The organism is Streptomyces chattanoogensis (genome assembly GCF_001294335.1).
Taxonomy (GTDB): domain Bacteria; phylum Actinomycetota; class Actinomycetes; order Streptomycetales; family Streptomycetaceae; genus Streptomyces; species Streptomyces chattanoogensis.
Window position 1 is genome coordinate 250079 of sequence record NZ_LGKG01000196.1, and the last position, 25003, is coordinate 275081.

Consider the following 25003-nt stretch of genomic DNA (forward strand, 5'->3'; position numbering starts at 1 on the left):
CTGCCGAAGCGCCCTCGGAACCTCTGCCGCCTCCCTACATTGCAGACATCCCACCACCCGATCATCTGCGCGAGGTTGCCGTGGCTCTGCCGGACACCGAGACGATTCTGACCGCGGCCGGGCTCGTGGCGACGGCCGCCGTCTGGGCCATGGAGCGCTTTCTGCCGGGCCGGAAGCGGATCGGCTACCGCGTGCAGATGGACACCGCGATCGGCATGAATCCCCAGGACGCGCACAGCGTGGTGCAGTTGCGGCTGCTGCGGCAGGACCAGGAGATCCGTGACGCAACGCTGGCGCTGCTGCGGTTCGAGAACGACGGCGGCAAGGACATAGTGCGGCAGGACTACCAGGAGCCGCTGACCGTCGAGTTCGCGGGGCGCACCGTCATCGGGGTCGAGGTGCCGGACGCCAACCCGACGGATCTGGTCGGCATGCTGACCCGTAACGGCGGTGGGCTGCGGCACGACGGCGACCGGCTGCTCGTCCCCAAAGTGCCGTTGAACAAGCGCAATCACTTCAAACTGCTGGTGCTGCTCTCGGGCCCGGGGGACGGAGCCGACGGTGGGAACGGAGGCGGGGCCGGGAGCGGCGGCGGTCCCGGTGAGGTGACCGTCGGCGGGTTCATCAGCGGGGGCCGGATCCGGCGCAATGCGCAACGCTGGGGACCGCGCAAGCTCAGCCTCGCCCTGGGCGGCACCTTCATCGTGCTGCTCGGCCTGCTGGGCGGGCTGCTGCTCAACGGCCGCACGGCACCGGTGCCCAGCGAGTGCGCCGGCGGACGCCTGACCATCGACGGGTCCACGGCGTTCGCCCCGCCGATGCGGGAGATCGCCCGGCAGTACCGGGCCCGGTGCGCGGGCGCCGACATCACCGTCCTGGAGAGCGGGAGCCTGTCCGGCCTGGGCAATCTCAGCCGGGAAGCGAAACCGGCCACCACCGAGGGGCCGGGCTTCATCGCCGTGTCGGATGTACCGGCGCCGTCCCTCTACCGCCGTCTGGAGGGTGAGCGGGTGGGCGTCATCCTGCTCAGTCTGGTGGCCAACGAGAAGGCCGGGGTCGACGACCTCACCCTCGGCCAGGTGCGCAGGATCTACGACGGGACGTACACCAACTGGAAACAGCTGCACGGCAACGACCTGCCGATCCACCTCGTCAGCCGGGACGCGGGCTCGGGCACCCGGCGGGCGTTCGAGACGTCCGTGCTGCACCGTTCGGAGCCGGGCGTGGTGTCGTCGTACGACTGCGGCGACAAGGACCGTGACGAGCGAGCGCGCCTGACGCGCTGCGAGGTGAACGGCACCAAGAGCCTGCTGGACGCGGTGGACCGGGTGCCGGGTGCGATCGGCTACGCCGAGGTGTACGCGGCGGCGAAGCGGCAGCACCTGGTCAGCGTGCGGCTGGACGGACATGAGCCGGACATCGAATGGGGACAGCAACGTGATTACCCCTTCTGGACGGTGGAGTACCTCTACACGTACGGGCGGCCCGAGGACGGCTCACTGACCGCGAAGTTCCTGGCGTTCATGGACTCCGACACGGCGAAGAACATCATGCGGATGTACAAGCACGTGCCCTGCGCCGACCGGCAGAGCCTGCCGGACACCGTCTGCCGCCCCTGAGACCGCGCAGCCGCCTCTGCCGTCGCCGCAGTCCCCGCCGGCCGCGGACCGCCGCGGTCAGCCGGTCCCGGGTGCCCAGGACCGCGAGGGACCCGTCGGTGTCGGTGCGCAGCACCCGCGCGCCCTGGGCACGCAGCGCCGCGACGGTACGGGGCGCGGGATGGCCGTACGGGTTGCCGGCGCCGACGGATATCAGGGCCAGGCGCGGCGCGAGGCGTCGTATCAGCCGGGGGTCCTGGTAGGCGGAGCCGTGGTGCGCCACCTTGAGGACGTCCACGGAGGGCAGCTCGGGGTGAGCGGCCAGCAGGGCCTGCTGGGCGGGCGGTTCGAGGTCGCCGAGCAGCAGGAGGGTCAGCCCGCCGGTGCGGACGAGCAGGGTGACGCTGGCGTCGTTGGGGTCGGGCGGGACGGCGTCCGAAACCGGGGCGCCCAGTGGTGCGGGGGCGGGCGGCCAGAGGACTTCCCAGGTCAGCGGGCCCAGGCGGCGTCGCTCCCCTGGTACGGCACGGATGACCGGCACCCCGGCGGCCGCGGCCCTGCGGCGTACGAACGCGGCTTGGCCCGGGGGTTCTTGGAGCGTGGTGGTCTCGATGGCGCCGACCGCCCGGCCGTGCAGCGCTCCGGGGAGGCCGTCCACATGATCCGCATGAAAATGCGTCAGGACGAGAAGCGGGATACGGCGGACGCCCAGGTCCGTCAGACAGCGGTCGATGGCGCGGGGCTCGGGGCCGGTGTCGACGACGAGGGCCGTACCGTCTCCGGCGGCGAGGACCAGACCGTCGCCCTGCCCGACGTCACAGACCACGGCCCGCCATCCCGGTGGCGGCCAGCCGGTGAGGATACGGGTGAACGGGGCCGGGCGGCAGACCGCCAGGATCAGGGCCAGGACGCAGAGCACACAGAGCCAACGGCGGCGCAGTAGCCGGCGGCCGACCGTGACCAGGGCAACGGTGGCGGCCGCCAGCAGCAGACCGCCCGGCCAGCCACCCGGCCACCCGAGCTCGGCGCCGGGCAGCGACGCACCCGTACGGGCGATCACGGCGATGCCCTCGGCGGGCCAGGCCGCGCACCAGGCCAGGGCCTGTGCGACCGGTGGGGCGAGCGGGGCGGTGGCGAGGGCCGCGAACCCGAGGACCGTGGCCGGGGCCACGGCCAGTTCGGCGAGCAGATTGCAGGGCACCGCAACCAGGCCGACCCGGGCGGCGAGCACGGCGACGACGGGGGCGCAGACCGCCTGTGCGGCCGCCGCAGCGGCCAGCACCTCGGCCGCGCGGGGCGGCACCCGGCGCCGCTGGAGGGCGGCACTCCAGCGCGGGGCCAGCAGGAGCAGCGCGCCAGTTGCCAGAACGGAGAGCACAAAGCCGTAACTGCGGGCCAGCCAGGGGTCGTAGAGCACCAGCAGCAGGACCGCGGCAGCGAGCGCGGGGAGCAGGGAGCGCCGGCGGCCGCTGCCGATCGCGAGCAGGGTGATCAGCCCGCAGGCCGCGGCCCGCAGCACGCTCGGGTCCGGCCGGCACACCACGACGAAGGCGAGGGCGAGGGTGCCGCCGATGAGGGCGGTGGCCCGCAGGGACAGGCCGAGGCGCGGAGCCAGGCCGCGGCGTTCGGCGCGCAGCGCGAGATGCGGCGGCCCGATCAGCAGGGCGAGGACGAGGGTGAGATTGCTGCCGGATACGGCGAGCAGATGGGTCAGGTCGGTGGCGCGGAAGGCGTCGTCCAGGTCCGGCGGCACCCGGGAGGTGTCGCCCACGACGAGGCCGGGCAGCAGCGCCCGCGCATCGGACCGCAGCCCGTCGGTGGCCTCGCGCAGTCCCGCCCGCAGGCTTCCGGCCAGCCGCTGCAGGGTCGACGGCGGACCGGTCGTGACCGGTGGCTCGTCGGCTTCGGCCCGCAGCACGGCGGCGACCTGGTCCGTCGGCGACAGCGGCGGTGCGGCGCGCGCCACCACCCGGATACGCGTCGACGGCAGCAGCCCGCGCCACGCCGGGAACGGCCCGCCGTGTGCCTCGCCGCCAGGGCGCCCATGCCCCTGTACGACGGCCAGCACCGGAGTACGGACGGCCGTCACCGCGCCGTCCGGTGCGGTGACCCGGACCGCCTCGGCGGTGAACACCAGCGCCGGGGGCGTCCGCTGGGATCCGCGCACCTTGGGCCGGGTCAGCCGCGGATCGCCGGTGACCGTCAGCTCGGCCGTGACGCGCCCGTACCGCTGCGCCCAGCCGGGCAGCGGCCCGCGCCGCAGATCCGCCGCATGCAGCGCCGCGGACGCGGCCCCGGCCGCGGCACACAGCAGCACCGCCGCCAGCGCCACGAAGGCACCGGCCGACCGGCGCCGGGGAGAAGGGGCGCCCCGTCGGCGCACCACCGCCACCCGTAACGCGAGCGCCGCGAGCACCACCGCCCCGGCGCAGGCCCCCGCCACCACGCCGCCCGGGGCGCCCAGGCCCATCGCCGCGGCGCCCCAGGCCGCCAGCGCCGGCCCGACGAGACGGAGATCCGCCGGGCCCTCCTCATGCGGGTCCGAGTCGCCGTACGGCGAGCCCGCCGAGGCATGCGCCGGGGCGCGGGTGGTGGTCACGGCTGCACCAGCGGACGGAGGTCGGCGAACCGGCGCTCGCCGATCCCGGTCACCTGACGGAGCTGCTCCACGGCGGTGAATCCACGGTGCTGGGTGCGGAATTCGATGATGTGCCGGGCGAGGACGGGCCCCACCCCGGGGAGGGCATCGAGCTGCTGCTCGGTCGCCGTGCTCAGGCTGACCGGTCCGCCGGGAGCGCCCCCGCCACCCGGCGGACCGCCCCCGGCGCCGCCGGCTCCCGCGGCGGCGCTCCCGGCATCCGCCATGCTTCCCGCGCTCGCCTCACCCACCACGATCTGTTCGCCGTCGGTCAGGAGCCGCGCCCGGTTCAGCCCGCGGGTGCTCGCCCCGCGGAGGACTCCGCCCGCGGCCCCCAGCGCATCGGTCACCCGCGATCCCGGCGGCAGCCGGTGGATCCCGGGGTGCCGCACCTTGCCCGTGACATCGACGACCAGCTCGCGCGCCGTACCGCCGGGTGATCCGCTCGCCGCCGGGCCGGGCGGCGAGGAGGACGGCCGGGGGAGGCCGGCGTCCGGCGTCACCGCCGCCCGCGCGGCCGCCGGGGCCCGTACCGGCTCCGGACCCGCACCCCGGAAGTGCTGTACGGCGAGCCCCACGGCGACCACGAGCACCAGGGTCAGCGCGGCGAGCGCCTTCGGGTCGGTGCCGCACCGTAACTGCACCCACAGCGGCAGCCGTTCGCGCACCGCGAGCCACAACCGCTCCGGGCGGCGGCAGCCCGGTGGACCGGGCGGACCGGGCGGGGGCGTGTGGTCGTGAGGGTCCCGCGGCGGGTCGTGCCGGCGCCGGGGCGGGTCGGGCGAGTCGGGTGGCGTACTCGGCCCCGGGCCGGCCGGACCGGCTCCCGCAGCCGTATCCGCCTCGCTGAACAGGGCTGCGGCCCGCTCCCGGACCGACATGACCGAGCGGACAGAAGCCGACGAGGCGGCGGGAGGAGGAGGGGCGGAGGGAGGAGAGGCGGCGGCCGCGGCATCAACCGCACCGGACACGGACGACGAAACCGGTCGGGAGTTCATGTCCTCGACGCTAAGCACTTCGCGCCGACCTCGCCGGAGTGCCTCAATTTCTGTGGATGACGGGCCAGTTGTGGATAACCCCGTCACCCGAAGGAGACCACCGGAACCACCCTCACCTCGGTGACACCACAGCCGCCAGCAGCCCCGGCCCCGTATGCGCGCCGATCACCGCGCCCACCTCGCTCACATGCAGCTCGTGCAGGCCCGGCACCCGCTCCCGCAGACGCTGGGCCAGCGCGTCCGCGCGCTCCGCCGCCGCGAGATGGTGAACCGCGATATCGACCTCGCCCTCCCCCGCCCGCTCCGCGGCGATCTCCTCGAGCCGTGCGATGGCCTTGGACGCCGTACGGACCTTCTCCAGCAGTTCGATCCGACCGTCGGCGAGCTGGAGGAGGGGCTTGACCGCCAGTGCCGAGCCGAGCAGCGCCTGTGCCGCGCCGATCCGGCCGCCGCGGCGCAGATAGTCGAGGGTGTCGACATAGAAATAGGCGGAGGTGCCCGCGGCCCGCTTCTCGGCGGCCGCCACCGCTTCGTCCACGTCCCCGCCGGTCTCCGCCACCTCGGCCGCCGCGAGGGCACAGAACCCGAGGGCCATCGCGACCATTCCGGTGTCGACGACACGCACCGGCACCGGCGCTTCCTTGGCCGCGAGCACCGCCGCGTCATAGGTGCCGGAGAATTCCGAGGAGAGGTGCAGCGAGACAATGCCGCTCGCACCGCTCGCCGCGACCGCGCGATAGGTGTCCGCGAAGGTCGCGGGGCTGGGGCGCGAGGTCGTCACCGGGCGGCGCTTCTGCAGCGCCTGGGCGACGGATCTCGCGGAGATCTCGGTGCCCTCTTCCAGGGCCTGGTCCCCCAGGACGACGGTCAGCGGTACGGCCGTGATGTGGTGACGCTCGATTGCCGCCCGCGGCAAGTAGGCCGTGGAATCGGTGACGATGGCGACATGGCGGGACATGACTGGGAGGTTAGCCGGGGAACCCGGCGGCCGACAGTGCGGGCCCGTCCCCAAGATCTTCCAGGTTTCACCAAAGGTCTGCCAAGAGGCCTGCGGCCGCGTCGACGACGCAGAGCTTTTCTCTCCCCCCCGCCCCGCCCGCCCCCACCCCTCCCCGTTCCGCTCCGAGTCGTCGGGACTACGTACGCTCCCCCGGCGAAGCGCCACCGTCCCTTGACGCCCCACCGGCCCGTCGCGCGCCACCGGCCCGCGGCACGCCCTCCGCCTCCGGCTTCTTCTCCCACGGATACCCCGGCCGGGCATGCGGGTCCCGGGCAGTGATCGCCGGAGTCTCCTCACCCACCGGGCCCCAGGAGTACAGCCCGTCCGCCGCGGCCGCCTTCGCCGTCGGCTCACCCGCCGGATCCGACGCCGATTCCGGCACCGGCTCCCGCGTCCAGTGGCGCAGCGCACCCGCCTCGACATCGATCTGGTCGCTCAGCGCCGCCAGGTCGTCGTCCGCGAACTTGCGGGCCCGGTCGCGGGCCGCCCAGCGCAGGGACTCCGCGGAGTGAGTGATCCGCTCCATGCGTTCGCGCAGGTCCGGAAGGCGAGCGGCGATGGTGGCGCGGTCGGGCTCGCGCTCCAGGCACCTGAGCTCGTCGTCCAGCTCATGGCCATGGACGCTGAGGCGCTCGAAGAGGCCTGTCGACTCGGCGAGGGAGGCGTCGTCCGCCGAACCGGCGCGCAGCACCTCCTGCGTGGCGCGCATGGACGTACGCAGCGAGAGCCGCAGCTGTGCCAGCTCACCGACCACGCCCGGCTGGGCGAGCCGGCGGGCCCGCAGCCCGGTGTCCTCGACGGTGCGCCGGGCCTGGGCGACCGTGCGGTCCACCCCGCGTTTGGCCGCCTTGACTGCCTTGACCGTGACGAATATCCCGGCCGCGACGAACAGCACGAAGAGCAGCGCGAAAATGGCGAGGGCTACTTCCATGAGCTCTCCCCGGCGGTTTCCATGAGCTCTCCCCAGCGGTCTCGGCGCCGGTCCGTCCCCCGCGCCCCTTCCTCAACGGTAAACGGCGCGGGCAGGCCCGGGGTTCCCGCAGAACCCCCAACCTGCCCGTAGGGGAAATCCCTGATACAGCGGTCCACGGCGCGCCCGGAGCGGTCCCCGGGCGCGCCGCCGGCCGGTTACGCCGGGACGATGTTCACCAGCTTCGGCGCCCGCACGATCACCTTCCGGATGCCCGCGCCGCCCAGCGCCGCGACCACTCCCGGGTCGGCCAGCGCGGCCGCCTCCAGGTCCGCGTCGGAGATCGTCGGGGCGACCTCCAGCCGGGCCTTGACCTTGCCCTTGACCTGCACGACGCAGGTCACGGTCTCGTCCACGACATACGCGGGGTCGGCGACCGGGAAGTCCGCGTGCACCACGGATTCGGTGTGGCCCAGCTTGCGCCACAGCTCCTCGGCGATGTGCGGGGCCAGCGGGGCGATCAGCAGGACCAGCCGCTCCGCGACCGTGCGGGGAATCGGGCCGCCCGCCTTCGTCAGGTGGTTGTTCAGCTCGGTCACCTTGGCGATGGCGGTGTTGAAGCGCAGGTTCGCCATGTCCTGGGTGACGCCGTCGATGGCCTTGTGCAGGGCGCGCAGGGTGGCCTCGTCCGCCTCGGTGTCGACGACGGTGACCTCGCCGGTCGCCTCGTCCACCACATTGCGCCACAGGCGCTGCAGCAGGCGGTACTGGCCGATGACGGCCCGGGTGTCCCAGGGGCGGGACACGTCCAGCGGGCCCATCGCCATCTCGTACAGCCGCAGCGTGTCCGCGCCGTACTCGGCGCAGATCTCGTCCGGCGTGACGGCGTTCTTCAGGGACTTGCCCATCTTGCCCAGCAGCCGGGAGACCTTGCCGCCTTCGTAGTAGTACACGCCACCGTCGTGCTCCTCGACCTCCGCCGCCGGGACGGCGATGCCGCGGGCGTCCCGGTAGACGTACGCCTGGATCATGCCCTGGTTGTACAGCTTGTGGAACGGCTCGGCGGACGAGACGTGCCCCAGGTCGTGCAGCACCTTGGACCAGAAGCGGGCGTACAGCAGGTGCAGTACGGCGTGCTCGGCGCCGCCCACGTACAGGTCGACGCCGCCGTGCGGCTGCCCCTCGCGCGGCCCCATCCAGTACTGCTCGACGGCCGGGTCGACCAGCGCATCATTGTTGTTCGGGTCCAGGTAGCGCAGCTCGTACCAGCACGAACCCGCCCAGTTGGGCATGGTGTTGGTCTCGCGGCGGTACCGCTTGACGCCGTCGCCCAGGTCCAGCTCGACGTTGACCCAGTCCTCGTTGCGGGACAGCGGGGTCTCCGGCTGGGTGTCGGCGTCGTCCGCGTCGAAGGTGCGCGGCGAGTAGTCGTCGACCTCCGGCAGTTCCAGCGGCAGCATCGACTCGGGCAGCGCATGCGCCACGCCGTCCTCGTCGTAGACGATCGGGAACGGCTCGCCCCAGTAGCGCTGACGGCTGAACAGCCAGTCGCGCAGCCGGAAGTTGACGGTGCCCTCGCCGATGCCCTGGTCGGCCAGCCATGCCGTGATCCTGGCCTTGGCCTCGGTCACGCCCAGGCCGTCCAGCGAGATGGTGGTGTCGGACGAGTTGACGATCTTGGCGTCGTACGAGGAGAAGGCTTCGTCCCAGGTGGACGGGTCCGTGCCCCGGTCGTCGGACGGCTCGACGACACAGCGCATCGGCAGCTCGAAGGCGCGGGCGAAGGCGAAGTCGCGGCTGTCGTGCGCCGGGACGGCCATGATCGCGCCGGTGCCGTAGCCCATCAGGACGTAGTCGGCGATGAAGACCGGGACCCGCTCGCCGCTGACCGGGTTGGTCGCAAAGGCGCCGGTGAAGACGCCGGTCTTGTCCTTGGCCTCGGCCTGGCGCTCGACATCCGACTTGGCGGCGGCCTGCTTGCGGTAGGCGGCGACGGCGTCGGCCGGGGTCGCATGACCGCCGGTCCATACGTCGTGGGTGCCCTCGGGCCAGGCGTCCGGGACGATGGAGGACGCGCCGTCGGCGCCCGAGACCAGGTCGTGCTCCGGGGCCAGCACCATGTACGTGGCGCCGAACAGGGTGTCCTGGCGGGTGGTGAAGACGGTGATCTTGTTGTCACCCACCGGGAAGTCGACCCGGGCGCCCTCGGAGCGGCCGATCCAGTTGCGCTGCTGCAGCTTGATGGCCTCGGGCCAGTCCAGCGCGTCCAGGTCGTTCAGCAGCCGGTCGGCATAGGCGGTGATGCGCATGTTCCACTGGCGCAGCTTGGCCTTGAAGACGGGGTAGTTCCCGCGCTCGGAGCGGCCGTCGGCGGTGACCTCCTCGTTGGCCAGCACGGTGCCCAGGCCGGGGCACCAGTTGACCGGTGCGTCCGAGGCGTACGCCAGGCGGTACTCGCCCAGGACGTTGGCGCGCTCCAGGGCGCTCAGCTCGCTCCAGGCGCGGCCGTCGGGGGTGGGGCGGGCGCCGGACTCGAACTGGGCGACCAGGGTGTCGATCGGACGCGCCGCGTCCGCCTCCGGGTCGTACCAGGAGTTGAAGATCTGCAGGAAGATCCACTGGGTCCACTTGTAGTACGCCGGGTCGATCGTCTCGACCGAGCGGCGCGGGTCGTGGCCCAGGCCCAGGCGGCGCAGCTGGCGCCGCATGTTGACGATGTTGGCCTCGGTGGAGACCCGCGGGTGGGTGCCGGTCTGGACGGCGTACTGCTCGGCGGGCAGGCCGAAGGCGTCGAAGCCCAGGGTGTGCAGGACGTTGTGGCCCGTCATGCGCAGGTGGCGGGCGTAGACGTCGGTGGCGATGAAGCCCAGCGGGTGGCCGACATGCAGTCCCGCACCCGACGGGTAGGGGAACATGTCCATGACGAACTTCTTGGGGCGGGCCACCCGGTCGGCGTCGCCGGCCAGCTCTCCTCCGGGGTTCGGGGCCTCGTAGGTCCCGTTCTCCTCCCAGAAGTCCTGCCAGCGTGCCTCGATGTCGGCGGCCAGCGCGGCCGTATAGCGGTGCGGCGCTGCCGTGGTCTCGGCAGCGTTGGTCGTCTCGCTCATCGTCCTCAAAGCTCCATCATTCGTCTCTGCCTGCGGCTGCTGCGACACGGCTTTCTGCGGAAACAAAAATGCCCCTCGCACAGGAGGGGACGCCGCGCCGACACCGACCCGGGCGGCCACAGCGGTAGACCCGGTCGGGACTGATTCAGCGCGGCCCGCTAAGCAGAAGGCGTACGGCACGCATGGCGTCAGGGTACCGCAGGGCGTACGGGGCCCGCGCCGAGGATTCCCCCGGTGCGGGCCCCGCGCCCGTGCGCTCCCGTCTCAGGGACGGCCGCAGTGCCTCATGGGCGGTAGGAGCTCACATATCCGGCACCCGGCGAGCCCACACCGGTGACGTCGTCGTAGCCGACGGCCGCCTTCAGCGAGCTGTCCTTGCCGAGGCTGCGCAGCGAGGTCGTGGTGCCCTTGCTGTCGTCGGCGCCGTTGACGTAGTCGACCCGGACGACCGCGAGGTCCCGGCCGGCACCCAGCGGGTGGTCGGTGACGTCGTGGTACGCGGCGGTGCCGTAACGCTGGTAGATGGCGGGATTGGCGAAGCCGATGGCCACCCCGTGCCGGGCCTGCTGGGCCAGCGCCTGGACGCCCGCGATCACCGGCGCCGCCAGGGACGTGCCGCCGATGCGGTACTCGTCGTAGCCGAGCTTTCCGTCCGGCAGGGTCTGGGTCTGGCCGACCAGGAATCCGGTGTTGGGGTCGGCGACCGCCGCGATGTCCGGAACCGTGCGCATGGCGCCCTTCAGGGCGACGGCGGAGAGGCTGTCCGGCACGACCCCGCGCTGGTAGAAGGGCTGCGGCACGGTCTTGCTGACGCCACCGCCCGCGCCGCTGCTGAAGGCTCCCGGGAAGCCGGTCCAGTTCTCGCGGTCCGCCGACAGCGTCGCCTTCAGCGTGCCCCAGCCGGTCTCCCACTGGTACGCGTCACGCTTGCCGACGGCCAGAGAGGTGCCGCCGACCGCGGTCACCCAGGCGGAGTTCGCCGGGGTGTCCACCTGCTTGATGCCGGTGTGGGCGACCTCGTCACCGTTGTCACCGGAGGAGAAGTAGAAGCCGATGCCCTGGACGGCGCCCTGCTGGAAGAGCTGGTCGTACGCGGCGGCCACGTCCGGGGTCTCATTGGCCTCGATGTCGCCCCAGGAGTTGGAGACGATATCGGCGAGGTGCCCGTCGACGATCTTGCCGAGCGAGTCGAGCAGATCGTCGTCCGCGCAGGAGGAGGCGCCGACGTAGACGATGTCGGAGTCGGGTGCGACCGCGTGGACGGCCTCCACGTCGAGGGTCTCCTCGCCGTACCAGCCGGCCGCGTCGCACTCCTTGATGTGCGAGTACTTCTCGGGCAGCACCTGGGAGAGCTGGCCGGAGCGGTAGGCCGGGTCGCCGTTGCGGCCGGCGTACTTGCCCGCGTCGCGGGAGATGGTCGGCGAGGCGTAGGCGTCGGTGATCGCGACGGTGACGCCCTTGCCGGTCCAGTTCTTCGCCCCGTAGGCGGCGCGCAGCTGCTTGCCGGTGTATCCCTTGACCGCGTACGGCGCCTTGTGCCCGTAGGCCGACGGCAGGCCCCGGTCCGTACGGGAACCGTAGTACGAGGAGAACGGGCCGGAGTTACGGAAGACCGGGGACGGCGGCGGCAGCTGGGTGGAGTGGTGCCGGGCGAACCGCGGCGCGTTGTCCAGACCGGTGACCGTGAGCACCGCGTCGGCCAGGGAGGCGGGCGCGGAGGCGGTGGCCGACGGGGCGTGGTAAGTATGGCCGCTCTTGAGGTAGTTGTGCAGGTCGGTGGCGAAGGCGCGCTCGGCAGCGGCCGCGTCGCCCTTGACCGTGACATAGCGGTTGGTGGTGCCGGTGACCTTGAGGCCGGACTTCGTCAGCCAGTCGGTCACCTTGGTTATCTGGTCGCGCGTCGCTCCGTAGCGGGCGCGCACCTGGGCGGCGCTCAGATATTTCCCGTACGAGGCGGAGTGCGGGTCGGACACCGCCCTCGCGTAGCCCGCCAGGCCCTTGGCGTCGCGGCCGGCCAGATAGACGCGGGCGGTGATACCGGTGGAGTCGGCGGTGGCGCCCCGGTCGGTCTTGCTGGTGGCCCACAGCGGCTTGGTGCCCAGCAGCGCGTGCCGGCCGCCGTCGTGGCCCGCGGCGTCGGCCGCGGGTGCGCCGAGCGCGAGCGCACCGGCGACCAGCGGCAGCGCCGCCGCCCAGACCGGACCGGTGCGGACGCGCAGTGCTCTTGTGCGGCTTGATCTCATGTAACCCCCTGGTGTGGTGACGGTCACGCGATCCGCCACTCTTTCGGTGATCTGTTCATGTCAGGGGCATGCGATCGCCAAGAAGAACCCAAGGAATGGCAAGGACTGCACCGGAACGGGCACGGAGAGGGCCCGGAAGGGGATCAGGAGGGGCAGCCAACTCGCTCGACACGGCGAGCCACTGACGGAGCACCAGGACAACCCGGGAGAAACTCCCCACCGTCAGGGCGGTACCGCCCCCTTATACACAACAGAGCGGGTCGTCCGATTCGGACGACCCGCTCTGTCTACTGTGGAGCTAAGGAGAATTGAACTCCTGACCTCCTGCATGCCATGCAGGCGCTCTACCAACTGAGCTATAGCCCCTTGCTGTGTTTCCGCCCGGTTTCCCGCTGCGGCATCGCCTACATTACACGGCCCTCCCGGGCTTTCGCCAAATCGTTCTGCCGGGGCCCCGCGGAGGGCGCCGCGGTACTGTCGACGAGCCGTGCCCGATTCGTCCTGGGGAGCCGTACGCCGTGACCGCGCTGGAGCTGGAACAGCCCACCGACCCCCACGGCACCGCCCCCGTACGGAGCCTCCTGCGGCGGCACCCGACCCTGGCGGCGGCCCTGGCCTGCGCGGCCTCCTTCACCGCCTTCTGGATCGCGCAGCGGCTCGCCCACGTGACCATGATCGACCTCATGGTCTACCGCGCCGAGGGCTGGACCGCCCGCAACGGCCGGGACCTCTACGACATGGTGGCGACCTCCGCCAACCTCCCCAACACCTATCCCCCCTTCGCCGCGCTGCTCTTCACCCCGCTCACCCTCGTCGGCGTCCCGGCGATGCGCACCCTCGCCACCGCCGGCAATCTCGCGCTGTTCGTCTGTGCCGTACACCTCTCGCTGCGCCTGGCCGGCCGGCCGCGACACCTCCCCCGGCCCGCGGCGGCGCTGGCGGTCTCCGCGCTGCTGGTGTGGGTGGAGCCGGTCTGGACGACCCTGCGCTACGGGCAGATAAACCTCCTGCTCGCCGTGCTGGTGCTGTGGGACCTGACCCGCAAGGAGACCAACCGCTGGGCGGGGGCCGGGATCGGCGTCGCGGCCGGCATCAAACTCACCCCGGCGCTGTTCGCCGTCTTCCTCGCGCTGGCCGGAGCCGTCCGCGCGGGGCGGCTGCTGCGCTCCGGTGCGGGGGCGCGCGCCGCCTGGAACCCCTGGCTGCGGCAGGCCGCCGTCGCCACCGTCACCTTCCTCGTCACCGCCCTCGCCGCGGCCCTCGTACTGCCGCGGGACTCGCACCGCTTCTGGACCGAGATCGTCTTCGCCGCCGACCGGGTCGGTGAGGTGGAGATCACGGCGAACCAGTCGCTGCGCGGCGTCCTCGCCCGGCTGCTGCACACCCACGAGACGGGCACGGCCTACGTCGTCGTGGCCGGTCTGACGACCGTGCTCGGGCTGGCGCTGGCGGCCGGATCGCTGCTGCGCGGCGAGCGTGCCTGGGCCGCCGTCGCCTGCGGCGCGACCGCCCTGCTGGTCAGCCCGATCTCCTGGTCGCACCACTGGGTGTGGGGCGTACCGATGCTGATCCTGTTCGGCTCCGAGGCGCTGCGCCGCAGCGGCCGGGCCGCCCGGCGCTGGTGGGTGACGGCCTCGGTGACGGGCCTCGTGTTCTGCTCGTTCGCGCTGTGGTGGGTGCCGCACCGCTGGCACCGGCACGAGGAACTGCACCAGAACGGCGTCCAGATGCTGCTCTCCGCTGTCTATCCGATCGCGGGGCTGGCGCTGCTCGCACTGGCCGCGGCCCGGCTGTGGCGGCTCGGTGAGCCCGGTGGGCGGGACCTTGGCATCCGCCCCGCCGACGGTGGGTGAACCGGCCCCGCACACCTCGGAACTGACCGGCCGACGGGAGGCGTGACGCACCGGCGAACGGCGTCCGGCCGGCCGCGCCTTCCCCGGTCCGGGCAGCCGGTGTCAGGCCCTGGCGAAGGAGTAGAAGCGTTTCAGCGTGCAGTGCTCGTCCAGCAGCCGCCCGTAGATCGGCTCCCCGTCCAGTTCGCGGTAGGTCTCGATGGGGTCGCCCTTTATGACCAGAGCACGGGCGCATTCCTCGCACCAGTACTGGTAGTCGGAGTTGACCGGTTCCATGTCACGGACGATGGGCGTACCGCTGCCGCACCAGTCGCATTTTCTGCTGTGAGCGCCCATTCGTCAGCTCCAACTGTGGCCGCAGGCCGTACAGACGAAGGAAATACCGCCATTGTCGCCCAGCACCTGGGCGACATGGGAGGAACCACACGAAGGACACTGCAAAGCGGAAGCGACCCTCCCTCGGCAGTGGGCGCCGTGACCGTCAACGGGGCAGGTGAAGCGGAGCGCGTATTCGGGCAGCCAGTCATATCCCTGCGCCTCGGCCAATTCGAGCAGGTCATTGACCTCCTCAAGAATGCTTGTGGGCATCGCGATCACTCCTCCCCTGGGCGCCGTCCGATTCTGCCACGGACTACCGACGGGGTCAGGCCCGCCTTTGCGCCGACCCGGTGACCGCGCCGAGAGCCGCCGCGCCCGCCCGGGTGAGCACCCTTCCTTGCGTACGGACGCCAAGAGGGCTTCCCCACCCTCGCGTTGGCCCGCGCGGGAGACATCGGCCATCTGCGGCCCGGCTCACAGGGCCGCGCGGAACTGCGACGAGGTCCGGTCATACGAGGACGCCGACCCGGTGACGACCGGGTAACGCGAAGATCCCGCCCCCTCACAGGAGGGGACGGGATCATCCGGGCTGTGGAGCTAAGGAGAATTGAACTCCTGACCTCCTGCATGCCATGCAGGCGCTCTACCAACTGAGCTATAGCCCCGGGTCTTGTTCCGCTCCCCCGGGTTTCCCCCGGCGGCGCCGTGAACAAGAAGAACTTTAGCCTGCGACCTGCCCAGATGTGAAATCCGGTCCCCGGGGGCCGGTCCGGGCGTCAGTCGTCGTCGCCGAGGACCGGCTCGGGGAGCGTGCCGGCGTTGTGCTCCAGGAGGCGCCAGCCGCGGGCGCCCTCGCCCAGGACGGACCAGCAGCAGTTCGACAGGCCGCCCAGGCCCTCCCAGTGGTGGGCGTCCAGGCCGAGCAGGCGGCCGATGGTGGTGCGTATGGTGCCGCCGTGACTGACGACGACGAGGGTGCCGCCGTCGGGCAGCTTGTCGGCGTGGTTGAGCACCACCGGGGCGGCGCGGTCGGCGACCTCGGTCTCCAGCTCGCCGCCGCCACGGCGCACCGGCTCGCCGCGCTTCCAGGCGGTGTACTGCTCGCCGTACTGCGCGAGGATCTCGTCGTGCGTCAGGCCCTGCCAGGCACCCGCGTAGGTCTCGCGCAAGGCCGCGTCATGCGTCACCTCGAGCCGGGTGAGGACGGCCAGCTCGTCGGCGGTGGCGGCGGCGCGCCGCAGGTCGGAGGCGATGATCGCGTCCGGCTTGAGGGCGGCGAGCAGCCGGGCGGCGCGGCGCGCCTGGCCGAGACCGGTCTCGGTCAGCTCGATGTCCGTCGAACCCTGGAAGCGGCGCTCGAGGTTCCACGCCGTCTGGCCGTGCCGCCACAGGACGACGCGGCGGCCCCGGTCGGTCTTCGTGCCGTTCAGTGCAGCTCTCCGTCCTGCGCGCCCGCCGTGGCCTGGGCGTGGGCCGCGGCCTTGCCACGGGTGGCCTTGGCCTCCTCGGGCAGGTCGATCTCGGGGCAGTCCTTCCACAGGCGCTCGAGGGCGTAGAAGACGCGCTCCTCGCTGTGCTGGACGTGCACCACGATGTCGACGTAGTCGAGCAGCACCCAGCGGGCCTCGCGGTCGCCCTCGCGGCGGACCGGCTTGGCGCCGAGCTCCTTGTTCAGCCGCTCCTCGATCTCGTCGACGATCGACTTGACCTGACGGTCGCTGGGCGCCGACGCCAGCAGGAAGGCGTCGGTGATCGAGAGGACGTCGCTGACGTCGTACGCGATGATGTCGTGCGCGAGCTTGTCGGCAGCCGCCTGCGCGGCGGCATTGATGAGCTCGAGGGAACGGTCCGTGGCGGTCACAAGCGGCTTTCCGGGTCGGGGGCGGCCCGCCGGCCGGGGCGGCCGGGAGGCGGTCGAACACCCCTCAAGGGTCTCACGGACCTCCGACACTCCCGGAAGCCTTTTCGAAGCCCCCGGCCGGCGGCACCGTGGACCGGCCCGCCGACCGCTCTGACCTGCTGGTCAGCCCTTGTAGTCCTGGCCCAGCACGACCGTGATGTCGGCGTTCGGGGCACCCTTGCCCTGCCGCACCGCACCGGCCGGCAGCCCCAGCGTCTTGGCGACCTCGACGGCCTTCGCCTTCTTGGCGGCGTCCGCGTACGTCACCAGGGACGTGGCCCTGGCCACCGTCTCGCTGCCGTCGTCGACGAAGGTGTAGCCGCCGTTGAGCAGCGCGACCTGGGCCTTTCCGGTGGCGGCCTTGGTACCGCTGGCGTTGCGCACCGCGACGCGGGCGACCGCATCGGGGGCGGCCTTCTTGACCGCGCCGCCGAGCACGTCCTTGACCACGGCGTTCGCAGCCGCCTGGCTGAGCGTGCCGTTCGTCTGCACCGGCATCAGTGTCGTGCGGTAGGCGCCGGTCTTGGCCAGCTCCGCGCGCTGCGCCAGCGAGCTGCCCAGCTCGGCCTCGGTCAGCGGCGGGTCGAGGACCTGCAGCAGCGTCTTGACGGTGGCGGTGGCGCCGTCCGCGTCGCTGGAGACCTTCTTCAAGGTGGCCTGCATGATCTGCCCGAACCGCGCCAGCTGCTTGGTCTGGGTCTCGCCGGGCCCCTGGTAGGTGGCGTAGGCGACGGCCGCCGGGCCGTTCAGGTCCTGCGCGCGGCCCCGTTTGACCAGCGGGGAGTCGCCCTTCTTCGCGCCGGGCACCGTGGCGTCGGTGTCGAGGGTGACGCCGCCGACCACCTCGACGAGGTTCTCCAGATACGGGGTGTCCAGCCGCCAGCTGGCCTTGACGTCGGTGCCCAGGAGGGCGTTGAGGGAGTCCTTGGTGGCGTCGGCGCCGTCTTCCTTGACGGACTTGGCGAGCGTGGTGGGGGTGCCGTCGTCCTTGGTGAGGACGAGGCTGTTGGGCAGCAGCACGGTGGTGCCCTTGTGGGTGGTGGTGTTGTCGACCAGGAGCGCCGTCGAGCTGTTGCCGCTCTTGGTGTCGCGCAGGTGGACCACCAGGACGTCGCGCTTCTGCCCGCCGGCGGCGGCGGCCTTGTCCGCGCCCGGCCCGGCCAGCCCCGGCAGCTTGCCCGCCCACCACAGATAGCCGACACCGCCGGCCGCCAGGAGCGCGAGCACGACGCACAGCGCCACGATCCGGCTGCGGCCGCGCCGTTTGGCCTCCTCGCGCCGCTCGGTGCGGCTCTCGGTGAACTTCAGCCAGTCGATGACGTCTTCGGGGTCCTCGTCCTCCTCCGTGAACGAGAACTCCTCGCTGCGGTAGCCGCCCTCCTGCGCGCCCGGGGAGGGCTTGCCCGAGGGTGCCGCGGGGGCCGCGGCCCGGGGCTCGTCGTCGTAACGGGGTTCGTCGTCGTACCGGGGCTGCTCGTCGTACGGGGCCTGCTCGTACGGCGGCCGCGGGGCCTGCTGCGGGATCCAGTCCTGCTGGGGCTGGGCCTGCTGCTGCGTCTGCTGCCGGCCCGGCTGCTGCTGGGGCTGCGCATACGGGTCGTACTGCTGGCCGTAGCCCTGCTGCCCCTGCCCGCGGCCGTACGCGTCGTAGCCGTACTCCTGCTGCTCCTGGTAGGACTGCTCCTGGTAGGAGGGCTGGTGACCCTGCTGCCCGCCGTACTGGCCGTAGCCGTCATAGCCGTCGTACGACCCGGCGGCGGGCGCCACCGGCTGCCCGTACTGGTCGTAGGACTGCTCGTACGGCCCCTGGGAGGCGTCGCGGTACACCGGCTGCCCGTAGGCGTCATAGGTGTAGACCGGCTGACCCTGCCGCTCCTGGGCATACGGATCCTGGGCATACGGGTCCTGCGGCCCGTGCGGATCGTGGCGGTCGCTCACCGGTGCCCCTTCCCTCAGGTGCGTCAGCGGTCGCTGCGGTACAGCTGTTTCTTGTCGATGTAGCGCACCACTCCGTCGGGCACCAGGTACCAGACCGGCTCGCCCTCGGCGACGCGTGTGCGGCAGTCGGTCGAGGAGATGGCCAGCGCGGGCACCTCCACCAGCGACACCGCCCCTTCGGGCAGCCCCGGGTCCGCGAGGACATGGCCGGGTCTGGTCACCCCGATGAAGTGTGCGAGCGAGACCAGCTCCGCGGCATCGTGCCAGGTCAGGATCTGGCTGAGCGCGTCGGCGCCGGTGATGAAGAAGAGATCCGCGTCCCGGTGCTCGGCGCGCAGATCACGCAGCGTGTCTATCGTGTACGTCTTGCCGCCGCGGTCGATGTCGATGCGGCTGACGGAGAACTGCGGGTTCGACGCGGTCGCGATGACCGTCATCAGATACCGGTCCTCGGCCGGGGACACCGTCTTGTGGCTCTTCTGCCACGGCTGCCCCGTGGGCACGAAGATGACCTCGTCGAGGTGGAACTGGCTGGCCACCTCGCTGGCGGCGACAAGGTGTCCGTGATGGATCGGGTCGAATGTCCCACCCATCACTCCCAGCCGCCGCTTCACGGGCCCTGTGTGCTCTCCCATGCGGTCAGACCCTACTTGGCGCCGCGCGATGGCGGGGGCCCGGTGCCGGAGCTCAGCGGTCGCGGTTGAACCGGGTGGTGATCCACAGCAGCAGAAGCAGGACGAAAAGGGCGCCACCGCCGGTCAGGTACGGGCTGAGGCTGGCGTGGCCGCCCTCGTGACCGGGCTCGGAGGCCAGGGAAACCAGGGACTGTGCGGTGGTGTGCAGGCTCATCGTCGTCAGGACCAATCCGGGCTGGGGTCGGGCAGTAACGTCCGCCACATCGTATGCGTCACCTCACCGCGGGCTCACGGCGACTCCACCCACGGATGCCGGAGGGCACCTGCAGGGGTCAGTCAGGTGTCAGCCAGGAGTCAGTCCTGGCTGCCGTAGCCGCGCAGCAGGAACCACGCGAGGGCCACCGCGCCGAGGACACCGACGATGATCACGGTGCGCAGGATCCAGCCGGGGCCGCCGTCGGCGCGGGAGGTCTGCTCCACGGCGGCGAGCAGCATGCTCGGATGCGGCATGACGATGCGCTCCTTTTGTACGGGCGTGTACGGGCATTGGTGCGATCGCCAGCGTACGCCCGAGCATCCAATCCGCTGTCGGCGGCGTCCTCTAGTCTGAATCACACGCAGTCGAATCAGGGGGAGGCCCCAATGACGGAGAGCCCAGGCGGCAGCGAGAACGTACCCAGCCGGGACCGCAGGCGGTTTCCCGGAATCTCGTCCCGGGCGTACGAACATCCGGCGGACCGCTCGGCGCTGGTGGCGCTGCGCAAGCTGAGCGGGTTCGACACCGTCTTCAAGACGCTCAGCGGTCTGCTGCCGGAGCGCAGTTTGCGGCTGATGTTCCTGTCGGACTCGGTCCGCGTCAGCGACCAGCAGTTCTCGCATCTGCACGACATGCTGCGCGACGCCTGCTACATCCTGGACCTGGAGAAGGTCCCGCCGATGTACGTCAACCAGGACCCGACCCCGAACGCCATGTGCATCGGCCTGGACGAGCCGATCATCGTGCTGACGACCGGCCTGGTGGAGCTCCTGGACGAGGAGGAGATGCGGGCCGTCATCGGCCATGAGGTGGGCCATGCGCTGTCCGGCCATGCCGTTTACCGCACGATCCTGCTGTTCCTGACGAACCTGGCCGCGAAGGTCACCTGGATCCCGCTGGGCAATGTCGCGGTCATGGCGATCGTGACGGCGCTGCGCGAGTGGTTCCGCAAGTCGGAGCTGTCCGCGGACCGCGCCGGACTGCTGGTCGGGCAGGATCTGCAGGCCTCGATGCGCGGTCTGATGAAGCTGGCGGGCGGCAATCATCTGCACGAGATGAACGTCGACGCCTTCCTCAAGCAGGCGGAGGAGTACGAGTCGGGCGGCGATCTGCGCGACTCCGTGCTGAAGATCCTCAACCTGCTGCCGCGCAGCCACCCGTTCACCACCGTGCGGGCGGCCGAGCTGAAGAAGTGGGCGGCCAGCCGCGACCACCAGCGGATCATGGACGGCCACTACCCGCGGCGGGACGAGGACAAGGACACCTCGGTGTCCGACTCCTTCCGGGATTCCGCGGCCCACTACGCCGACTCGGTGCGCAACAGCAAGGACCCGCTGATGGGTCTGGTGCGCGATATCGCGGGCGGTGCGGGCGATTTGGGCGGCAAGCTGCGCGACACGGTCTTCGGCTCGCGGTCCGACGGCGGTGCCAACGGCTCCGGCGGCGGCAGCGGATCCGGGAGCGGCAGCGGCTCGGGCGGCTCCTGACGGGCCGGAGAACGACAGGGCGGACCGGACCGTACTAGCCGATCGGGTGGGCCGGGGTCGGCTGGGCGCCGGCCGCCAGTTCACCGCAGAGCGAGGGGTTGGCCCGGCTCCTGGCGTACGGGTCGGTGCTCGACGGCCGGTCGTTCCCGGCCTGCTGCCCGGCGAGCAGCGGGCGCAGGGTGTCGGCCGGCTCCGAGGAGCAGGCCAGCGGCCCCGCCTGGAGGTTGCTCTGCACGACTTCCAGGCGGTGGTCGGTCAGGTCGTCCCGGTCGATCCGGAAGTGCACCTCGCGCCGGACGGTGAACAGCGAGGCGGCGCCCGGGGTGACCTTGCCCACGCCCTGGTCGGCGGGGCCGTTCTTCAGCGCCTGGTCGGTGGGCCGTACGGCGTAGACAAAGGTGTAGTCGGCGGTGACATCGAGCGCGTCCGGGCTCAACTCCGCGGCCGACAGCGTGCCGTTGACCCGTACGTTCCGGTCGGCGAGCTTGATCTGCTGCGGGTCGAAACGCACCAGCCAGCCCGTCGCCGCATGGCGGCCGTTGTCGTCGGGGTGCGCCATGCTCCGGTCGAACTGGTCGAGTTGGCCGGTGTCCAGCAGCAGCCGCACCGGCCGTACGGAACCGCCGGTGAGCGTGGCCGAGTCCAGCGAGGAGCGGACGAGGTAGTCCTTCGCGATGGTCAGGGCGGAGACGATCTGGCCGTCGGAGAAGTGCTCGGTGCGGGCGACGGGGGGCAGGTTGATGCCCGCGGCGCCGACCCGGAAATCCTTCGCCGGGCTGTGCGCGAAGAGATCCTCGGGCGTCGCGCCGGGCACGGTGCGGGACGGTGCGAGCGGGACGACCGCGGAGCGCAGGGGCTGCACCCGGACCGTGTCGGGGGTCTTGTACGGATGGCGGATGCCCATGTAGACGGCGGTGCCGAAGGCCAGCACTATCAGCAGCACCAGCAGGATCGCCTGCCGGGAGCCGCCGGCGGCACGGAGCAGCCAGCGGTGCCGGGGCTTGACGGCAGGCGAGTGCTGCTCACCCAGCCGCTCGTCGGCGGAGAATTCCTGCAGCCGTGCAGCGCGCACGAACGATTCGTCGAAGACAACGGATCGGTATTCGTCCTCACCGCCTCCCGGGGCGCCGTTGGGCGTCCCCTCGGGAGGGTCACCAGGCCCGGTCATACAACTAGGGTAGGTCCGCCGCAGCGAAGGTAAACGCCGGGACGGACGCCAACTTCACCGGACCGCTCCGCATCTCCCGCCGGGCGCCCGGCGCACCGGCTGCCCCCGCCCATGCCGTTCAGTGCGCCCGGGGCGCCGCGGAGGCCGGCGGCGGCGCCGGTTCGGCCGATGCGGAGGGCAGCAGGCCGGGCCGTATCGTACGGGCGCCCCTGGGGCCGCCGGAGGACGGTTCGCCGGCGGCGGGCTCGGTGGAGGCGGGCCGAGGCGCCGGGCTCTGGTTCCTGCCCGAGGCCCCGCGGTAGACGGCGCTGAAGGCCAGGGCGACCAGCCCGATACCCATCACGACGGCCAGCACCCACGCCATCGGCCGGTGCCAGCGGGGCCCGCCCCGATAGGGCCGCAGCGAGCCGCCGTAGGGGCCGTACGGGCCGTGCTCGGAGTAGTCGCCGTAGTCGCCGTACAGGTCGTAGTCATCGGTGCGACGGGTGGTCCCGTCGCCGTCCGCGCTCTCGGTGCCGAAGCCGGGCCCCGAGCGGGCCGCCTCGGCCTCGGCGCGCGCCTCGGCGGCGGCCAGCATCCGCTCGACCGCCGAGGGCTCATGGATGCGTGCGGACCGGACGAATTCCTCGTCGAAGACCACGGAAGCGAATTCCTCATCCGCTCTTCCGTGGCTCCCGTGGTGGTGCTCGTCGGGCTCCTCGCCGTCCGGGAACGGCTGGCCCCCCACGTCGTCCGGCACCCGTCCAGGTTAGCCCCGGCCGCGCGTTTTGGGCAGGGATCCGGCTACGGAAGAACCACCCACCGCAACCTACAGCGGCCCCTGCCCGCCGCGCCCCGCCGCGGGGCGCTAGCGGGTGTGTCCGTCCCCGGTGACGATGTACTTGGTGGACGTGAGCTCCGGCAGGCCCATGGGGCCGCGGGCGTGCAGCTTCTGCGTGGAGATGCCGATCTCGGCGCCGAAGCCGAACTGCCCGCCGTCGGTGAAGCGGGTGGAAGCATTGACCGCCACGGTCGTGGAATCCACCAACTGGGTGAACCGGCGGGCGGCGGCCTGCGAGGTGGTGACGATCGCCTCGGTGTGGCCGGAGGTCCAGCGCCGGATGTGCGCCACCGCCGCGTCCAGGTCCGGCACCACGGCGGCCGCGATGTCGTACGAGAGGTACTCCGTCGCCCAGTCCTCGTCGGTGGCCGCGGCGACCAGCCCGGGGCCGGCCTGCTGCCAGGCGGCGTCGCCGTGCACGACCACACCGGCCTGGGTCAGCGCCTCCAGGGCGCGCGGCAGGAACTTCTCGGCGATCCCGGCGTGCACCAGGACCGTCTCGGCGGCGTTGCAGACGCTGGGCCGCTGGGCCTTGGAGTTGATCAGGATGTCGAGGGCCATGTCGATGTCCGCGGCCTCGTCGACGTAGACATGGCAATTGCCGGTGCCGGTCTCGATCACCGGGACGGTGGACTCCTCGACGACCGTACGGATCAGCGAGGCGCCGCCGCGCGGGATCAGCACGTCCACCAGGCCGCGGGCGCGCATCAGCTCCCGCACCGAGTCGCGGCTCTCGCCGGGCACCAGCTGCACCGCGTCGGCGGGCAGCCCGGCGCCCTCGACGGCGTCCCGCAGCACCTCCACCAGGGCGCTGTTGGAGGCGTACGCGGAGGACGAGCCGCGCAGCAGCACGGCGTTGCCGGACTTCAGGCACAGCGCCGCGGCGTCCACGGTCACATTGGGGCGGGCCTCGTAGATGATGCCGATCACACCGAGCGGCACCCGGACCTGGCGCAGGTCCAGGCCGTTGGGCAGGGTCGAGCCGCGGACCACCTCGCCCACCGGGTCGGGCAGCGCCACGACGTCGCGGACGTCCGCGGCGATCGCCGCGATCCGCTCGGGGGTGAGGGTGAGCCGGTCCACGATCGACTCCGAGGTGCCGGCGGCCCGCGCCTTGGCGATGTCCTCGGCGTTGGCGGCGACGATGGCGTCGGTACGCGCCACCAGGGCGTCGGCGATGGCGAGCAGCGCCCCGTCGCGGGCCGTACGCGGCAGCGGCGCCAGGACGGCGGCCGCCTCCTTCGCACGGCGGGCGGTCTCGAGGACGGGCGAGGTGTGGGATGCGCTGCTGGTCATGGCCGAAGCCTAGCTCGGCCGCCGACAACAGCTACGCCCGATTTCACAGTGCGGGACGCCGGTCACATCAGTGGGCCGGGCCTGTGGATCACGGACGTCACCCACCGCAACCCACAACGGCCCCTGCCCCGGCCCACCCCGGCGCGGGGTGCCATGCGGGGCCTAGTACGGATGCACACCCACCGGCGACGCCGGTGGCGGCCCGTAGCCCTCCGCGATGCGCTGGTGATAGGTCTCGCGGTCGATGACCTCCAGGCCGACGATCTCCCATGGCGGCAGCTTGGCCGTCGAGCGGTGTTCGCCCCACAGCCGCAGCGCGACCGCCGCGGCGTCGTGCAGGTCCCGGGCCTCCTCCCAGTAGCGGATCTCGGCGTGGTCGTTGGCATAGCGGCTGGTCAGCAGGAAGGGATGGTCATGGGCGAGCTGTTCGAGCGAGCGCCGGACCTCCTTCAGGGGAGCCTCCGCCCCCGAGACGCTCAAGGTGATGTGCCACAGCCGGGACGCCTCCCGGCGCCCGCCCTCCGGCGCCGCCGGTGCCGTCCCGTTCCGCTCCGTACGCTCGTCGTCCGGGCGTCCGGCGTCATCGCCGGCCCGGACGCTGGTCAGTGTGCGCTCCGCCGTCCCTCGGGGCAGAGCCCCCGGGCGCCCTCGTCTCACCGGCGGCCTCCTGTGATGCGAATCGCTCCGCCCTCCGGAGGTGCGGAGCCGATTGGTGCGGTCGTACTTCGGCGTGTGCGCTCGCGCGCTGCAGGCGCCGTTCCCCTGCGGCGCCCCGCATCAAAGTTGACCAGCCCGCGGGCCCTCGCGGGGCCGTTTTCGCGAAGGTCTCCGTGGAAAG

General features: G+C 72.0%; 21 protein-coding genes and 2 tRNA genes. 3 read left to right on the top strand and 20 right to left on the bottom strand.

What is annotated here, in order from left to right:
• Positions 1-80: 80 nt before the first annotated feature.
• A complete protein-coding gene (locus ADL29_RS37625; protein ID WP_053927962.1) occupies positions 81-1619 on the top strand; it encodes a substrate-binding domain-containing protein in 1539 nt (512 codons plus the stop codon).
• Here ADL29_RS37625 and ADL29_RS37630 read toward each other — a convergent pair.
• The 7 genes from ADL29_RS37630 to ADL29_RS37660 form a co-directional block, all read right to left on the bottom strand.
• A complete protein-coding gene (locus ADL29_RS37630; RefSeq protein ID WP_053927963.1) occupies positions 1549-4197 on the bottom strand; it encodes a ComEC/Rec2 family competence protein in 2649 nt (882 codons plus the stop codon). The two genes, ADL29_RS37625 and ADL29_RS37630, sit on opposite strands and share 71 nt — an antisense overlap.
• A complete protein-coding gene (locus ADL29_RS37635) occupies positions 4194-5234 on the bottom strand; it encodes a ComEA family DNA-binding protein (RefSeq protein ID WP_245689795.1) in 1041 nt (346 codons plus the stop codon). Before ADL29_RS37635 ends, ADL29_RS37630 begins: the two co-directional genes overlap by 4 nt.
• A 112-nt stretch (positions 5235-5346) precedes the next feature.
• A complete protein-coding gene (locus ADL29_RS37640; protein ID WP_046928057.1) occupies positions 5347-6192 on the bottom strand; it encodes a DegV family protein in 846 nt (281 codons plus the stop codon).
• Positions 6193-6370: 178 nt separating this feature from the next.
• Positions 6371-7165, bottom strand: coding sequence for a hypothetical protein (locus ADL29_RS37645; protein ID WP_053927964.1), 795 nt, complete (start codon positions 7163-7165; stop codon positions 6371-6373).
• A gap of 197 nt (positions 7166-7362) precedes the next feature.
• A complete protein-coding gene (locus tag ADL29_RS37650; protein WP_053927965.1) occupies positions 7363-10251 on the bottom strand; it encodes a leucine--tRNA ligase in 2889 nt (962 codons plus the stop codon).
• Between the two features lie 284 nt (positions 10252-10535).
• Positions 10536-12494, bottom strand: a complete 1959-nt coding sequence (locus tag ADL29_RS37655) for a S53 family peptidase (protein WP_053927966.1) — start codon at positions 12492-12494, stop codon at positions 10536-10538.
• A gap of 293 nt (positions 12495-12787) precedes the next feature.
• Positions 12788-12860 (bottom strand) — tRNA-Ala (locus ADL29_RS37660).
• 152 nt (positions 12861-13012) lie between these two features.
• Between ADL29_RS37660 and ADL29_RS37665 the strand changes: the two genes are divergently transcribed.
• The gene (locus ADL29_RS37665; RefSeq protein WP_063788606.1) at positions 13013-14347 is read left to right on the top strand and encodes a glycosyltransferase 87 family protein; all 1335 of its coding nucleotides are present in this window, start codon (positions 13013-13015) and stop codon (positions 14345-14347) included.
• Positions 14348-14449: 102 nt separating this feature from the next.
• On the opposite strand, the gene ADL29_RS37670 is transcribed toward ADL29_RS37665, so the two are convergent.
• The 9 genes from ADL29_RS37670 to ADL29_RS44350 all read right to left on the bottom strand — a co-directional run bounded on the left by ADL29_RS37670 (position 14450) and on the right by ADL29_RS44350 (position 19648).
• A complete protein-coding gene (locus ADL29_RS37670; protein WP_030066616.1) occupies positions 14450-14683 on the bottom strand; it encodes a hypothetical protein in 234 nt (77 codons plus the stop codon).
• Positions 14684-14686: 3 nt separating this feature from the next.
• Positions 14687-14935 carry a hypothetical protein gene (locus ADL29_RS42195; protein ID WP_107095181.1) on the bottom strand — a complete coding sequence of 83 codons (249 nt, stop codon included), beginning with the start codon at positions 14933-14935 and terminating at the stop codon, positions 14687-14689.
• 322 nt (positions 14936-15257) lie between these two features.
• A tRNA-Ala gene (locus ADL29_RS37675) sits at positions 15258-15330 on the bottom strand.
• A gap of 111 nt (positions 15331-15441) precedes the next feature.
• Positions 15442-16095 (bottom strand): histidine phosphatase family protein, encoded by a 654-nt coding sequence (locus ADL29_RS37680; RefSeq protein ID WP_053928080.1) that lies wholly within the window; start codon positions 16093-16095, stop codon positions 15442-15444.
• Positions 16092-16526: a ribosome silencing factor gene (gene rsfS / locus ADL29_RS37685; RefSeq protein WP_053927967.1), complete on the bottom strand. Its 435-nt coding sequence runs from the start codon at positions 16524-16526 to the stop codon at positions 16092-16094. Before rsfS ends, ADL29_RS37680 begins: the two co-directional genes overlap by 4 nt.
• Positions 16527-16688: 162 nt before the next feature.
• The gene (locus ADL29_RS37690) at positions 16689-18503 is read right to left on the bottom strand and encodes an LCP family protein (RefSeq protein WP_053927968.1); all 1815 of its coding nucleotides are present in this window, start codon (positions 18501-18503) and stop codon (positions 16689-16691) included.
• A 23-nt stretch (positions 18504-18526) separates the two neighbouring features.
• A complete protein-coding gene (gene nadD, locus ADL29_RS37695; protein WP_053927969.1) occupies positions 18527-19138 on the bottom strand; it encodes a nicotinate-nucleotide adenylyltransferase in 612 nt (203 codons plus the stop codon).
• 52 nt (positions 19139-19190) lie between these two features.
• A complete protein-coding gene (locus ADL29_RS44345) occupies positions 19191-19352 on the bottom strand; it encodes a hypothetical protein (RefSeq protein ID WP_169795290.1) in 162 nt (53 codons plus the stop codon).
• Positions 19353-19492: 140 nt separating this feature from the next.
• Complete coding sequence (locus ADL29_RS44350) at positions 19493-19648, bottom strand: hypothetical protein (RefSeq protein ID WP_169795291.1); 156 nt, start codon at positions 19646-19648, stop codon at positions 19493-19495.
• Between the two features lie 132 nt (positions 19649-19780).
• On the opposite strand from ADL29_RS44350, the gene ADL29_RS37700 reads away from it, so the two are divergent.
• On the top strand, positions 19781-20881 hold the full coding sequence (locus ADL29_RS37700) for a M48 family metallopeptidase (RefSeq protein ID WP_053927970.1): 1101 nt from the start codon (positions 19781-19783) through the stop codon (positions 20879-20881).
• A gap of 34 nt (positions 20882-20915) precedes the next feature.
• Here ADL29_RS37700 and ADL29_RS37705 read toward each other — a convergent pair whose 3' ends face one another.
• From ADL29_RS37705 to ADL29_RS37720, 4 genes are all read right to left on the bottom strand, one after another.
• Positions 20916-22049, bottom strand: a complete 1134-nt coding sequence (locus tag ADL29_RS37705; RefSeq protein ID WP_053927971.1) for an SCO2583 family membrane protein — start codon at positions 22047-22049, stop codon at positions 20916-20918.
• 118 nt (positions 22050-22167) lie between these two features.
• Positions 22168-22788 (bottom strand): SCO2584 family spore wall biosynthesis protein, encoded by a 621-nt coding sequence (locus ADL29_RS37710; protein WP_053927972.1) that lies wholly within the window; start codon positions 22786-22788, stop codon positions 22168-22170.
• A gap of 108 nt (positions 22789-22896) precedes the next feature.
• Entirely contained in the window at positions 22897-24165 is a 1269-nt protein-coding gene (locus ADL29_RS37715; RefSeq protein ID WP_053927973.1) for a glutamate-5-semialdehyde dehydrogenase, read from the bottom strand.
• A gap of 162 nt (positions 24166-24327) precedes the next feature.
• Complete coding sequence (locus ADL29_RS37720; RefSeq protein WP_053927974.1) at positions 24328-24822, bottom strand: hypothetical protein; 495 nt, start codon at positions 24820-24822, stop codon at positions 24328-24330.
• Positions 24823-25003 lie beyond the last annotated feature (181 nt).